We start from the raw sequence: 14,062 nt of genomic DNA on the forward strand, positions 1-14,062 counted from the left end.
AGACATGCCGGACACCGTTGCGCCATCGGCCGGGGGCCTGAGGACAGCCGACTGGTACAAATCGGCGACGCGCTGGACGCAACTCACCCTCGCCGAGGACGACCCGATCCGCTTCGATCCGGAGTTCTGGATCGACCTGTTCCGGCGCAGCAAGTCGAACGCGACCTGCCTCAGCGCCGGGGGGTATATCGCCTATTACCCCTCCAAGGTGCCGTTCCATTATGTGAGCCAGTATCTGGGCGACACCGACCCCTTCGGCACGCTGGTCGAGGGCGCCCGGCGCCTCGGCATGCATGTCATGGCGCGGGTCGACCCGCATGCCATCCACCAGGACGCGGCCGACGCCCATCCGGAATGGATCGCGGTCGACAGGGATGGCAACCGGCGCCGCCACTGGGCCTATCCCAGCGTCTGGGTCACCTGCGCCTACAGCGGCTACAATTTCGAGTTCATGCCGCAGGTGGTGCGCGAGATCACGCGCAACTACGACATCGACGCGATCTTCGCCAATCGCTGGCAGGGGCATGGCGTCTGCTATTGCGAGACCTGCCGGCGGAACTTCCGCGACGCGTCCGGCCACGACCTGCCGCTCGATGCCAACCCCGAGGATCCGGCCTGGCTGGCCTGGACGGCCTGGCGGCGCACGGTGCTGAGCCGCCTCGTGGTCGAATGGGACGAGGCGATGAAGGCGATCAAGCCGAACACCAGCTTCATCCCGAACATGGGCGGCGTGTCGCTGATGGAGTTCGATCTCAAGCTGATCGAAAAGCACTGCCCGTTCCTGGTCGTCGACGACCAGGGCCGGCGCGGCACCGAGCCGGTCTGGATGTCGGGCCGCAACGGCAAGCGCATGCGGGCGACCTTCCGCGACCGGCCGGTGGTGCTGATCACCTCGATTGGGCCGGAGGAGAAATACCGCTGGAAGGATGCGGTGACGACGGGCCCCGAGATCCGGTCCTGGATGCTCGACGGCGTGGTCCAGGGCATGCTGCCATGGTTTACCAAGTTCAACGGCGTGGTGCCGGATCAGCGCTGGGTCGCGCCGGTCGTCGACAGCTTCGGCCTGCACGCGGCGCTGGAGCCGGTCCTGGCGGCGACACGGCCGGCGGCGGAGATCGCCATCCTCGATCCCGCCACCACCCTGCGCCATCACGGGCCGGACACACGCCGGGAGGCGGAGGCCGACGATCTCGGAGTCTACCAGGCGCTGGTCGAGGAGAAGCTGCCCTTCGAGATGCTGTCCGACCAGGCGATGACGCCCGAGCGGCTCGACCGGTTCAAGGTCGTGATCCTCGCCAACGCGACCTGCCTGTCCGACGCGCAATGCGCCGCGCTGGAGGCCTATGTCGCCCGCGGCGGCGGCGTGGTCGCCGCCCATGAGACCTCGACGCGCGACGAGAACAACCGCCCGCGGGGAACCCTGGCGCTGGCACGCCTGCTGGGCGTGACGGTGACCCGGCCGCCCCGGGCGGGCGTTCAGAACAGCTATGTCGCGCTGAACGGCCGCCACCCGATCTCGGAAGGCTATGACGGGGCGGCGCGCATCATCGGCGGCACCCGTCTGATCGGCGTCGAGGCCGCGGTCGATGCCGAGGTGCCGTTCCTGTATGTGCCGGATTTCCCCGACCTGCCGATGGAGGAGGTCTATCCGCGCGAGGCGCCGCGGGGCGCCGCGGTGGTGGCGCGCCGGCATCCGGGCGGCGGGCGGACGGTCTACATCCCCTGGAACATCGGCGGCATCTTCTGGGAAGTGCTGGCCGCCGATCACCAGCGGCTGATCGCCAATGCCGTGCGCTGGGCGCTGGGCAAGCGGCCGGATGTCGAGGTGACCGGCCGGTCGGTGCTGGATGTCGCCTTGCGCGAGAACCAGGACGGGCTGGTGGTCGCGCTGCAGAACCTGACCAACCCGATGATGATGAAGGGGCCGACGCGGGAGACCTATCCCGTGGGGCGGCAGGAGGTCTCGGTGGCCATCCCCGTCGGCCGCGCCTTCGCCGGGGCGCGGCTGCTCGTCGCCGGGGAGGCGGCGGAGGCGGAGGTGGAGGCGGGCCGGGTGACCGTGACCGTCCCGGCGATCGAGCTGGTCGAGGCGGTGCACATCACCTGGGCCTGAAGCAGAAACAGGGGAGGGGCGCGGGCGGACATGCTGCGCTACGTCATCAAACGCCTGATCTACATGGTGCCGACGCTGCTCGGCATGTCGATCATCGCGTTCCTGATCATCCAGCTGCCGCCGGGCGACTATCTCACCTCGATGATCGCCATGATGACGGATTCCGGCCAGAACGTGGATCCGGCGCAGGTGGCGCGGCTGCGGGAGATCTACGGCTTCGACGATCCCGTCTGGCTGCAGTACTGGAAGTGGATGAGCGGCATCCTGTTCCGCGGCGACTTCGGCTATTCCTTCGAATGGAACCGGCCGGTCGCCGACCTGATCTGGGAACGGATGGGCTCGACGCTGGCGATCTCGCTCGCCTCGCTGCTCTTCGTCTGGGCCGTGTCGCTGCCGATCGGCATCTATTCGGCCATGCGCCGCCATTCGGTCGGCGATTACGGCTTCACCTTCCTCGGCTTCCTCGGTCTCGCAGTGCCGAACTTCATCCTGGCGCTGACTCTGATGTATCTCTCCTACAAGTATTTCGGCCAGAGTGTGGGCGGGCTCTACTCGCCCGAATATGTCGACGCCCCATGGTCCTGGGCCAAGATCGGCGACCTCCTCGCCCATCTCTGGATACCGATCATCATCATCGGCACGCACGGCACCGCGGCGCTGATCCGGATCCTGCGGGCCAATCTCAGCGACGAGCTGAACAAGCCCTATGTGATCACCGCCAAGGCCAAGGGCCTGCCCGAACGCCGGGCGGTGCTGCGCTATCCCGTGCGCATCGCGCTCAACCCCTTCGTCTCGGCCCTCGGCTGGGTGCTGCCGGAGCTGATCTCGGGCGCCACGATCACGGCCATCGTGCTCAACCTGCCGACGGCAGGGCCACTGCTGCTCCGGGCCCTGATCTCGCAGGACATGTACCTGGCCGGCAGCTTCATCCTGCTGATGGGCGTGCTGACGCTGATCGGGATGCTGGTCTCCGACATCCTGCTCGCGCTGCTCGACCCCCGGATCCGGTTCACGTGATGAGCGGGCACATCTTCATCGACGGGCCGGCGGAGACCGGCCCCGCCATCACCCCCCTGAAGCCCGGGACGAAGCCCGGCGAGATTGCTGCCGCCGGGCAATGGACGCTGATCTGGCGGCGCTTCGCCCGCAACAAGGTGGCGGTCGCGTCGGGCGTCGTCATCCTGCTGTTCTACCTCATCGGCGCCTTCGCGGAGTTCCTGGCGCCGGCGCTGCCCGACGCCGCGCGGCCGCAATTCACCAACGCGCCGCCGCAGAAGATCCGCTTCTTCGCGGCCGACCCCGACGGCGGCTCCCGCTTCCTGCCGCATGTCACCGGCTATTCGATGCAGGTGGACCAGGCCTCGCTGCGCCGCAGCTATGTGGTGGACGAGGCCAAGGTCGTGCCGATCGGCTTCTTCGTGAAAGGTCCGGCCTACCGGCTGTGGGGCCTGATCCCGATGGACCGGCATCTCATCGGCCCGGTGCGGCCGGGCGACACCCTGTATCTGCTCGGCACCGACAAGCTCGGCCGCGACCTGCTGAGCCGGCTGATCTATGGCACCCGGGTGTCGATGTCGATCGGGCTCATCGGCGTCTGCATCAGCCTGCTGCTCGGCGTCACGCTCGGCAGCCTCTCCGGCTTCTATGGCGGCGCGGTGGATATGGTGATCCAGCGCATCATCGAGGTGATCAGCGCGATGCCCACCATCCCCCTCTGGCTCGGGCTGGCGGCGGCGATCCCGCTGACCTGGTCGCCGCTCCAGGTCTATTTCGTCATCACGCTGATCGTCTCGCTGTTCGGCTGGACCGGGCTGGCGCGCGAGGTGCGCGGCCGGTTCTACGCCCTGCGGGGAGAGGATTTCGTCACCGCCGCCAGGCTGGACGGGTCGGGCGAGCGGCGGCTGATCTTCCGGCACATCCTGCCCTCGCTCACCAGCCACATTCTCGCGGTGGTGACGCTCGCCGTCCCCACCATGATCGTGGCGGAGACGGCGCTGTCCTTCCTCGGCATCGGGCTGAAGCCGCCCGTGGTCTCCTGGGGCGTGCTGCTGCAGGAGGCGCAGAACGTCCGCACCATCGCCGGCGCCCCGTGGCTCCTGGTCTGGCCGGCCGGCGCCGTGGTGCTGGCGGTGCTGGCCTTCAACTTCCTCGGCGACGGCCTGCGCGACGCGGCCGACCCCTACGACTCATGACGGGGGCCGCGATGGGACTGATGACGGCGGACCGGCCCGCCGCAGCCGCCGACACGGCCGAGGTGGTGCTGCGGGTCGAAGGGCTCAGCCTCGATTTCAACCTGCGCACCCATATCCTGCACGCGGCGCGGGAGGTCAGCTTCGAGCTGAGGCGCGGCCGGACGCTCTGCCTCGTCGGCGAGAGCGGCTCGGGCAAGAGCGTGACGGCGCGGGCGCTGCTGCGCATCATCGACCGCAACGGCCGGATCGCCGGCGGTCGCATCCTGCTGCGCGGCGAGGCCGGCGAGACCGACATCGCCGGGCTGACGGAACGCAGCCCGGAGCTGCTGAAGATCCGCGGCGGCCGGATCGGCCTTGTCTTCCAGGAGCCGATGAGCTCGCTGTCGCCCGTGCACACGATCGGCTCGCAGATCGTCGAGGCGCTGCGCCTGCACCGCCGGCTCGGCAAGAAGGCCGCGCGCGAGGCGGCCATCGACCTGCTGCGCCAGGTGGAAATCCCGCATCCCGACCGGATGGTCGACCGCTACACCTTCGAGTTCTCGGGCGGCATGCGGCAGCGGGCGATGATCGCCATGGCGCTGGCCTGCGACCCCGACATCCTGATCGCCGACGAGCCCACGACCGCGCTGGACGTCACCACCCAGGCGGAGATCCTCGACCTGATCAAGCGGCTGCAGGACAGCCGCGGCATGGCCATGCTGCTGATCACCCACGATATGGGGCTGGTCGCCGAGATCGCCGACGAGGTGGCGGTGATGCATTACGGCCGCATCGTCGAGCGCGGCAGCGCCGACGACATCTTCCACGACCCGAAGTACCCCTATACCCGCGCGCTCTTGAACGCGACGGTGAAGCTGGAGCAGAACCGGCGCGCGCTCACCCGGCCCGCGGCGGCCGAGCCGGGCGAGGCGTCGCCGGTGCTGTCGCTGCGCAACGTCTCGAAGGTCTATGGCCGCGGCGACCACGCGATCCGGGCGGTCGACGATGTCAGCCTCGACCTTTTCCCCGGGGAGAATCTCGGCATCGTCGGCGAGAGCGGCTCGGGCAAGACCACGCTCGGCCGGCTGATCCTGCGGACGGTCGAGCCCAGCGCCGGCCGCATCACCTATGTCGACGGCGCCGGGCGGCCGGTGGAGGTGACGGCGCTGGGCAAGCCGGGGCTCAAGGCGTTCCACCGCGATGTCCGGCTGGTGTTCCAGGACCCCTTCGCCTCGCTGAATCCGCGCATGACGGTCAAGCAGATCATCGGCGATCCCCTGTATGTGAGCCGGACGGCGCGCGGTGCCGCCCTGACCAGGCGGGTCGCCGGGCTGATGGAGCTGGTCGGGCTCGACCCGCTCGGCATGGAGCGCTATCCGCACGCCTTCTCGGGCGGGCAGCGGCAGCGCATCGGCATCGCCCGCGCCCTCGCGCTCGACCCGCGCATCGTCATCGCCGACGAAGCGACGGCCGCGCTCGACGTCTCGATCCGTTCGCAGATCCTCGACCTGCTGCTCGACCTCCAGCGGCGGCTGCGGCTGAGCTTCGTCTTCATCTCGCACGACATCTCGGTCGTCCGCTATTTCTGCGACCGGGTCGCGGTGATGCATCGCGGGAGCCTGGTGGAGATGGGGCCGGCCGAGGAGATCTGCACCGCGCCGCGCGAGCCCTATACCCGCAGCCTGATCTCGGCCGTCCCGAACCCGGATCCGCGCCGCAAGCGGATGATGCACCGCACCCGTTTCGTCCCCGGGGAGGCATCGGCCGGCAAGACCGGCTAGCCCCCGAGGGATCATCACGCCGCCGGTTGACGCGGCGGGCGCAGGTCGCGCCCGCCGAAGGACGAGCATTGCGCGAAAGGAGCGCCCCATGCCCACGGACAAGGTCCCGCAGATCCCCTTCGGGGCGGTCTATTTCCGCAAATCCAACCCGCCGCGCGAGGATTGGCAGCGCGACTACAGGACGGCGGCGGAGGACGGGCTGAACATCTTCCGCCACTGGTTCATGTGGAGCGTCATCGAGCGCCGGCCCGGCGTGTACGACTGGGACGACTATGACCGGCAGATGGACCTGGCGGCCGAGAACGGCCTCAAGACCATCATCGCCGAGCTGACCCACACGGTCCCCGACTGGGCCTATCGCAAATTCGCCCATGCGCGGCAGGTCCGGATGGACGGACGGCCGCTGACCTCGAATATGGGCGTCAGCGCCGCCGTCGGCGGCTTCGCCAACAATGGCGGCGGGGCAGGGGCCCTGAGCATGAACTGCCCCGAGGTGAAGGAGGCGGCCGGCGCCTTCCTGACGGCGCTCGCCACCCGCTACAAGGGACATCCGGCGCTGCTCGGCTACGACGTCTGGAACGAGGTCAACTACGCCGCCGACGTCGATTATTCGAGCCACGCCAAGGCTGCCTATCGCGAATGGCTGCAGCGGAAATACGGCGACCTCGAGACCCTGGCCCAGGCCTGGCACCGCTATTCCTATGCCGAGTGGGAGGATATCGAGCCGCCGGCCGAGATCGCCCCCTATCCGGAGGGTCTCGACTGGATCGAGTTCCGGCGGGACAATTTCTACGGCCAGATGCAGTGGCGCATCGACACGATCCGCGCGGTGGACCCGGACTGCCTGATCGCCGCGCATGGCATCGCCGGCGCCATCCCGAACATGGCGGCCAATGGCTGCGACGACTGGCTGGCCGCGTCCAAGGTCGAGATCTACGGCATGACCTGGGTCCCGGCGCGCAAGGGCAACCAGCCCTGGCGCAACTTCTACGGCGCCGACATGACCCGCGCCGCCGCCCGCGGCAAGCCGTTCTGGCACGCGGAGCGGCAGGGCGGGCCGCTGTGGCTGCAACCGCAGGTGCTGGGCCGCGACAAGGAGGATGGCCGCGTCGCCGAGCCGGAGGATATCCGGGCCTGGACCATGACCTCCTTCGCCGCCGGGGCGACCGGTGTCCTCAATCTGCGCTGGCGGCCGCTGCTCGACGGCCCGCTGTTCGGCGCCTTCGGCTCCTACGCCATGGACGGCTCGCGCACGCCGCGCTCGGAGATGGCGAGCACCATCGCGAAATGGGCGAACGCGCCGGAACAGAAGGAGCTGTTCGCGGCACGACCGGTGAAAGGCGACATCGGCCTCCTGGTCGTCCCGGAGGCGCAGGCCTGGGACCTGCTGCTCAACCACCGCCACTGCCCGGAGACCTATGCCGAGGCGATGTGGGGCGCCTATCGCGGCTTCTTCGACAACGGCATCCAGGCGGACTGGGCGCATGTCGACGACATCGACGCCTACGACACGATCTATGCCGCTTATCCGATCATGCTCACGGCGGCGCATGCGGAGAGACTGGCCCGCTGGGTGGAGGCGGGCGGCACGCTGATCAGCGAGGCCTGCATCGGCTATTTCGGCGACCGCGGCCAGGTCGGCGTGGTGCAGCCCAACCACGGGCTGGACCGCGTCTTCGGGGTGCGGGAGCACGAGGTCGAGTTCATGCCAGACATCGGCGACCGCATCCGCTTCACCTATGGCGGCCACACGGTGACGGGCGGCGGCTTCCTGCAGAGCTACACGCTGGCGGGCGGGACCGAGCGCGGCCGGTTCGCCGACGGGCGGCTCGCGGTGGTCGAGCACACCCATGGCCGGGGCCGGACCCTGCTGGTCGGCACCCATCCGGGCGTGGGCTATTTCAAGACCTCGGGCGAGGCGAACCGGAGCTATTTTTGCGAGATCTTCGCCTGGACCGGAAAGGAGCAGCATGTGCGGCTCTCGAACGGCGCGATGCAGGCCAGGCTGCATGACGGCGAAGGCGGCAAGGTGCTCTGGGTGGTGAACCCGACGCGAGAGACCCAGCGCTCGACCGTCACGCTGGCAGGCCGGCACGGGACGCTCCGCCCTGGCGAGAGTCACTGGGGCGCCGGGACTGCCCGGATCACGGGCGACGAGGTGGTGCTCCCGCCGCGGGACGCCCTGGTGGTCCGGCTCACATAGCTGCGGAGCGGGGCCGCGGCCCCGCACCCGCTTTCTCGCTCGATGTCGAGGCCTGATCAGAGCCCCGCCCGGGAAAGGGCGGGGCCCTTTGCATTCTGCGGGGCTTTCGGAAGGATCAGCCGGACTTGGCCGACCCCGCTTGGTGCTGGTCCGGCGCTCGGCACAGGGCCAATGTGTTTCCAAAAGAGAAAAGACGATCCAGTTGCCTGATTGCCGGAGATGATGCTTTTCATAGACTTAAAAATATGCCTCACTTTCTCGAACAACAGGACGAGGGAGGCATCATGGCGCGGCCGCACGGGCACGGACGGGTGCTGACATCCAGTGATTTCGGGGCGACGACGGTCTATGCCTGCGGCCTCGACCAGCGCTTCTGCTACTGCGCCTATGTGCCGGAGGATTACGACGAGGACGGCACCGATCGCTGGCCGCTGGCGGTGGTCGTGCACGGCACCGAGCGCGGCATGCAGCGATACCGGGACGGCTTCGCCGATTTCGCCGAGCGGAACGGCGTGATCGTGCTGGCGCCGCTGTTCCCGGTCGGCATCACCGAGCCGAACGACCTGTCCAGCTACAAGCTGCTGCGCGCCGGCGACCTGCACTACGACGCGGTGCTGCTGGCGATGATCGCCGAGACCCAGGCCCGCTACCGGATCGAGGGCGACCGGGTGCTGATGTACGGTTTCTCGGGCGGCGGCCATTTCACCCACCGTTTCCTCTATTTGCATCCCGAACGGCTGCTCGGCGCCTCGATCGGCGCGCCCGGCGTCGTCACCCTGCTCGACCCCGAGCACGACTTCTGGGTCGGCGTGCGCGACTTCGAGGCGGTGTTCGGCAAGGCGCTCGACCTCGACGCCATCCGCCGGGTGCCGGTGCACATGGTGATCGGCGGCGACGACACCGAGACCTGGGAGATCACGATCAAGCCGGGCGATTCCTGGTGGATGCCGGGCGCCGACATGGCCGGCCGCAACCGGCTGGACCGGATGCGGTCGCTGCGCCGCAGCCTGGAAGCGAACGGCGTCGTGGTGCAGCAGGACACCATTCCCGGCATCGGCCATGACGACCGCGAGCTGCTGGGCGCGGTGAAGAGCTTCTTCGGGGAGGTGCTGGCGCGGCGACGCGCGGTCTGAGGGTCTGACAAGCAACGAAACGACAAACAGGGGGCCGTGATGAAGGCGATGTTCGGCGGGCTCGCGCTCGCCCTGGTCCTGGCTGCCGGCGCCGCAGCGGCGCAGGACGCGCCGCGCGACGGCGGCACCATCACCGTGGCGCTGACCGCGGATATCCGCAGCACCGATCCCGGCATCAACCGCGACAGCAACACCGACACGGTGCTGCAGCATGTCGTCGAATCCCTGGTCGGCTACCGCGCGGACCTGACCGTCGGCCCGTCCCTGGCGGAATCCTGGACCGTCTCGGATGGCGGCCGGACCTATGATTTCAAGCTCCGCCCGGGCGCGCTGTTCCACAACGGCAAGCCGGTGACCTCGGCCGAGGTGAAATGGAGCTGGGAGCATCGCTGGGCCGACCCGGCCTGGCTGTGCCGCCCGCTGTTCGACGGCACCGCCGGGCTGAAGGTCGATGCGGTGGAGACGCCGGACCCGCAGACCGTGCGGTTCCGCCTCGCCGCGCCGAACGCGCTGTTCCTGGCCCAGCTGGCGCAGTTCCAGTGCTTCGCCGGCGGGGTCATCAGCCCGGACAGTCTGAACCCGGACGGCAGTTGGAACGCGCCGATCGGGACCGGCCCCTACACGCTGAAATCCTGGAAGCGGGGCGAGGCGGTGGTGCTGGAGCGCTTCGCCGGCTACAAGCCGCTGTCGGAACCGGCCAGCGGCTACGCCGGCGCCCGCATCGCCCATGCCGACATCATCCGCTTCCAGATCGTGCCCGACCCGTCGACGGCGGAGGCGGCGCTGGCGGCTGGCCAGATCGACCTGCTGCCCAGCCTGGCGCCGGCACAGATCGACCAGGTCAAGGCGGCCGGCGCCACGGTCGAGACCGCGCCGGGCCTGGGCTGGTCGACACTGCTGATCCAGACCCGCGACCCGCTGCTGTCCGACCCGCGGATGCGCCTGGCGATCGCCCATGCCATCGACATCCGCCAGGTCGCCCAGGCCCGCGCCGGCGGGCTGGCGGATGCCAATCCCTCGGCCGTGCCCAGGGCCAGCACCTTCTTCGACGACGGCTTCCTCGACTGGCCGGCCTACGATCCGGCCAAGGCGCAGGCGCTGCTGCAGGAGGCCGGCTACAAGGGCCAGCCGATCACCATCCAGACCAACAAGCGCTATGACGGCATGTATGACAGCGCGGTCGTGGTCCAGGCGATGCTGGCCGCGGTCGGGATCGACGCCCGGCTCGAGGTGCTGGATTGGGCGACCCAGCTCGACAACTACATGGCCGGCCGGTTCCAACTGCAATCCTTCGGCTATTCCGCCCGGCTCGACCCGTCGCTGATGTACACGGCGGTGATCGGCCGCAAGGCCGAGCGCCCGACGGCGCAATGGGATGATCCGCAGGCGGCGGATCTGCTGGCCAAATCCGTGCAGACCGACGATCCGGCGGCCCGCAAGGCGATCCTGCACCAGATGCACGCGCTGATGGCGCGGCAGGTGCCGATCATCGGCCTGTATTACGACATCGTCGCCGACGCCGCGGGGCCGAAGCTCAAGGGCTACCAGCCCTGGCCGGGCGGCAAGCCGATCCTGTGGGGCGCCTGGAAGGCGGAATAGGCGCGGCGGGGCGGGTCTGCCCCGACGGCCCGGCCAGGCCTCCCAGAGACGATCACGCCGGCACGAAGAGGCATCTGGTCCCGAAGACGGCGGGTCGGTCGCCGGACGCAGGCCATGGCCGACCGGTGGCTCACGAAGGTGATGCGGCGCTTGCGGTCCGCTTCGGTCCCAGCGCTCCAGAAGGGCCTGCCGGCGCAATGAACCCCGATCCGTGACGGGCCTCTCGTTTCACATGAAGGCCGATGGAATTGGTGTGTCTGAAATATTGAACAATATTGGATTGTCTAATGAAATAAACAATCCGAAAATGTATAAAATAAAATCTGTTGATTCAGAATCAACCCTGCGAGAGATAAAGCTCCCGAGCGGGAACGGATGGATCCATCTGAATCCGAATCCAGAATTGACTCCGAAGATTTGAGATGAGTGGCGTGATTTCTGGATAGGTGGGGCGGAATAAATTGAGGCCGCCTGCAATAGTGAGGCGCAAGGCCCTGGGTTTGACAGCTGGTTGATCTGGCGATCGTCATGGCAACTATCGTTGAGGCGCAGCGGCTGGCCGGCAGTCACTGCGGCGTATCCGGCACCGACGGCAGGCTGGAACGGCGCGGCTCCGACAGTCGGAAGGCATCGGCCGACCATCTTCTCAAAGGCATTCCGGAGAACGCCGGGCCGCGGCTGGTGACATCGCGTGGGGCGGTCATCCATGCGATTCGTCCGCCGGGACCGCAGCGGCTCCTGGCCGATCACCACCTTGCCGGCGTCCTGCTGTCTCCGGCACGGGTCAGGGTGTCTCTTGGAGGCCGGCCGCCGCAGGACCTCGACATGTCTCCCGGCGCGCTCATCGTCCAGCCGGCCGATGTGGAGGGTCACTATGCCTGGGCATCAAGGCGCGAGGCCGTGGTCGTCGCCTGGACGCGGGAGACCCTGCGCGGGCTGGCGGACCGGGAGCTCGGGGCGCGGCGTGCGGTGTTCCAGCCGCCACCACTCGGGACCGTCGACCAGCAGGCGCTCCGGACCGCACTTCTCTTGAAAGCCGAGCTGGTCCAGAGAGAGGTGCCGAACAGCCTGTATGTGGAATCCCTGATCACGTTGCACGGGATTCATCTTCTTCGTCAGTATTCGGGCATCAACCAGGCTGAGACTTCCGTCAAAGGCGGGCTGCCCGCGCAAAGCGTTCGGCGCGTGCGGGAATACTTGGATGCCAGCTTCACGACGAAACTGTCCCTGACGGAGCTGGCGTCGGTTGCCGGCCTGTCAGCGCGGCACTTCCTGCAGGCATTCACCAGGACCTTCGGCGACCCGCCGCACCGCTACGTCATCGGGCTGCGCCTGTCCTTCGCCGAGAAGCTCCTCAGGACCGGCGATCTCGCGATCGCGGAGATCGCCTATCTCAGCGGCTTCTCGAGCCAGAGCCACCTGACCACGAGCATGAGGAAGCACCGGCAGATCACGCCGCTGCAGATCCGGCGCGACCGGTAACCGGCCGGGCCTGCGGCGGGACGGCCCGGACATGATGGCGGCTCACCCGGCCGGCGCCGTGGAGCGCCGGATCATCCAAAACTTGAGCCATCCATGATCAAGTCAGGATTCGATGTGGGTTTTCCGATAAAACTGCATAAAATATTAGGTTTCAAAAAATTCATGAGCTTTTTGGCAATCGTTTGCCATTTTGTGAAAAAATCGGACATTTGTGGAATACCAGCTTGCACGACCTATGGAATTCCTGCCCTAGGAATAAACGTCGGGCTTTTTTGCTCCGGCCCACGATGGCCCGGCCGGGCGGAAGCCGGGGCGTGATGCGTAAGCCCAGAAAGAAGTTGATACATCAATGGGATAGGCGATTCGTCTCCACGGCGCTGGGCGGGCCAGGCATGGTGGAGAAGATCAGGGCCAGAACCGCCGTGGCGAGCGTTCCAGGGCATCGCTGAAGAAACCATCCTCTCCGCTTCGGACTTACGATGAACTATTTCGTGAAACCATCCGGAGCTGCCGCCGGCATGCCCGGGTCGATCCGGACGCGAAACCCTGCACCGCTGCCCCGCCTCGGCGCCGACCGGTCGGGGGCCGTGCCGCTGATGACATTGCTTCCACGGAGCATGGGCTCGCGGCTCGCGACGCCCCATGGCGGGGCGATCCACGCGATCCATCCGCCGGGGCTGCAGGCGGCCGACACCAAGCACCATATCGCCGAAGTCCTGCTGTCCTCGGTCCGCCGGGCCACCGTGGCCCGCAGGGGCGAGGCGGAGCAGGAGTTCGATGCGGCGTCCGGAACCCTGCTGATCAGCCCGGTGCGTGCGGACAGCCGGGTGTCGTGGCCGACGGTTCGGGAAAGCGTGATCGTCGCCCTGACCGAGGATGCGATGCGGACGCTGGCGACGCATGAGTTCGACACCGCCGGTGTCGAGCTCCGCCCGCCGCCGCCCGGGACCGTCGATTCCTGGGCGCTGCGCATCGGCCAGCTGCTGAAGGCGGAGCTGGCGCAGCGGGAGGTCCCGAACGAGCTCTACGTGGATTCCCTGATCACGCTGTTCGGCGTCCACATCCTCCGCCATTACTCGAATGTGCGGAAGCCGCCGCTGGTCATCCGCGGCGGGCTGGCCGCCAGCGTCGCGCGGCGCCTGCAGGACTATATCGAGAACAACCTGTCGCGCAGCCTGCCGGTGGCGGAGCTGGCGGGGATCGCGGGCCTGTCGGTCCGGCATTTCATCCAGGCCTTCACCCGGTCCTTCGGGGAGCCGCCGCACCGCTATGTCGTCGACCAGCGGCTGGGGTTCGCCGAGAAGCTGCTGACCAGGGGTGAGCTGACCATCGCCGAGGTCGCCTATCAGAGCGGCTTCTCGAGCCAGAGCCATCTGACGACGACGATGAAGAAGCACCGGCAGAAGACACCGCTGCAGGTGCGGCGGGAACGATAACACCGGGGTGTGCCGGCGCCCCGGCCCTGCCGGTGACAGCATTCGTCAGTATTAGCGAAAAATAGAGAAATCTCCTGTCTTTCCGTCGCGCGCGTTTTTTCATGAAGCGATCGCGCTTTCCTGAAGAAACCGGAGATTCATGGA

The 14,062-nt window shown here is 67.9% G+C and carries 9 protein-coding genes; all 9 read left to right on the forward strand.

Translation table 11 applies throughout. From position 1 onward, the window contains the following. Positions 1-4 precede the first annotated feature (4 nt). The 9 genes from BWR60_RS02115 to BWR60_RS02155 all read left to right on the forward strand — a co-directional run bounded on the left by BWR60_RS02115 (position 5) and on the right by BWR60_RS02155 (position 13,918). Positions 5-2,113, forward strand: a complete 2,109-nt coding sequence (locus BWR60_RS02115) for an alpha-amylase family protein (RefSeq protein WP_088149347.1) — start codon at positions 5-7, stop codon at positions 2,111-2,113. Between the two features lie 30 nt (positions 2,114-2,143). Then, the gene (locus BWR60_RS02120; protein WP_088149348.1) at positions 2,144-3,130 is read left to right on the forward strand and encodes an ABC transporter permease; all 987 of its coding nucleotides are present in this window, start codon (positions 2,144-2,146) and stop codon (positions 3,128-3,130) included. Further along, the gene (locus BWR60_RS02125) at positions 3,130-4,305 is read left to right on the forward strand and encodes an ABC transporter permease (protein WP_088149349.1); all 1,176 of its coding nucleotides are present in this window, start codon (positions 3,130-3,132) and stop codon (positions 4,303-4,305) included. The genes BWR60_RS02120 and BWR60_RS02125 overlap by 1 nt, the downstream gene beginning before the upstream one ends. A 20-nt stretch (positions 4,306-4,325) precedes the next feature. Beyond that, positions 4,326-6,065, forward strand: a complete 1,740-nt coding sequence (locus BWR60_RS02130; RefSeq protein ID WP_088149350.1) for a dipeptide ABC transporter ATP-binding protein — start codon at positions 4,326-4,328, stop codon at positions 6,063-6,065. Positions 6,066-6,153: 88 nt separating this feature from the next. Continuing rightward, the gene (locus BWR60_RS02135) at positions 6,154-8,268 is read left to right on the forward strand and encodes a beta-galactosidase (protein ID WP_088149351.1); all 2,115 of its coding nucleotides are present in this window, start codon (positions 6,154-6,156) and stop codon (positions 8,266-8,268) included. Between the two features lie 284 nt (positions 8,269-8,552). Continuing rightward, positions 8,553-9,401, forward strand: a complete 849-nt coding sequence (locus BWR60_RS02140; protein WP_088149352.1) for a hydrolase — start codon at positions 8,553-8,555, stop codon at positions 9,399-9,401. A gap of 39 nt (positions 9,402-9,440) precedes the next feature. Next, on the forward strand, positions 9,441-11,000 hold the full coding sequence (locus tag BWR60_RS02145; protein WP_088149353.1) for an ABC transporter substrate-binding protein: 1,560 nt from the start codon (positions 9,441-9,443) through the stop codon (positions 10,998-11,000). 528 nt (positions 11,001-11,528) lie between these two features. Beyond that, a complete protein-coding gene (locus tag BWR60_RS02150) occupies positions 11,529-12,482 on the forward strand; it encodes a helix-turn-helix domain-containing protein (protein WP_088149354.1) in 954 nt (317 codons plus the stop codon). A gap of 617 nt (positions 12,483-13,099) precedes the next feature. Continuing rightward, the gene (locus BWR60_RS02155; RefSeq protein WP_088149355.1) at positions 13,100-13,918 is read left to right on the forward strand and encodes a helix-turn-helix domain-containing protein; all 819 of its coding nucleotides are present in this window, start codon (positions 13,100-13,102) and stop codon (positions 13,916-13,918) included. Positions 13,919-14,062: the final 144 nt, after the last annotated feature.

This window comes from Inquilinus limosus, assembly GCF_002195995.1.
Taxonomy (GTDB): Bacteria; Pseudomonadota; Alphaproteobacteria; order DSM-16000; family Inquilinaceae; genus Inquilinus; species Inquilinus limosus_C.

What these genes read in the sequence shown, in the direction of transcription:
- BWR60_RS02115 (WP_088149347.1), top strand. Translation starts at nt 5, where the DNA reads ATGCCGGACACCGTTGCGCCATCGGCCGGGGGCCTGAGGACAGCCGAC.
- BWR60_RS02120 (WP_088149348.1), top strand. Translation starts at nt 2,144, where the DNA reads ATGCTGCGCTACGTCATCAAACGCCTGATCTACATGGTGCCGACGCTG.
- BWR60_RS02125 (WP_088149349.1), top strand. Translation starts at nt 3,130, where the DNA reads ATGAGCGGGCACATCTTCATCGACGGGCCGGCGGAGACCGGCCCCGCC.
- BWR60_RS02130 (WP_088149350.1), top strand. Translation starts at nt 4,326, where the DNA reads ATGACGGCGGACCGGCCCGCCGCAGCCGCCGACACGGCCGAGGTGGTG.
- BWR60_RS02135 (WP_088149351.1), top strand. Translation starts at nt 6,154, where the DNA reads ATGCCCACGGACAAGGTCCCGCAGATCCCCTTCGGGGCGGTCTATTTC.
- BWR60_RS02140 (WP_088149352.1), top strand. Translation starts at nt 8,553, where the DNA reads ATGGCGCGGCCGCACGGGCACGGACGGGTGCTGACATCCAGTGATTTC.
- BWR60_RS02145 (WP_088149353.1), top strand. Translation starts at nt 9,441, where the DNA reads ATGAAGGCGATGTTCGGCGGGCTCGCGCTCGCCCTGGTCCTGGCTGCC.
- BWR60_RS02150 (WP_088149354.1), top strand. Translation starts at nt 11,529, where the DNA reads ATGGCAACTATCGTTGAGGCGCAGCGGCTGGCCGGCAGTCACTGCGGC.
- BWR60_RS02155 (WP_088149355.1), top strand. Translation starts at nt 13,100, where the DNA reads ATGGGCTCGCGGCTCGCGACGCCCCATGGCGGGGCGATCCACGCGATC.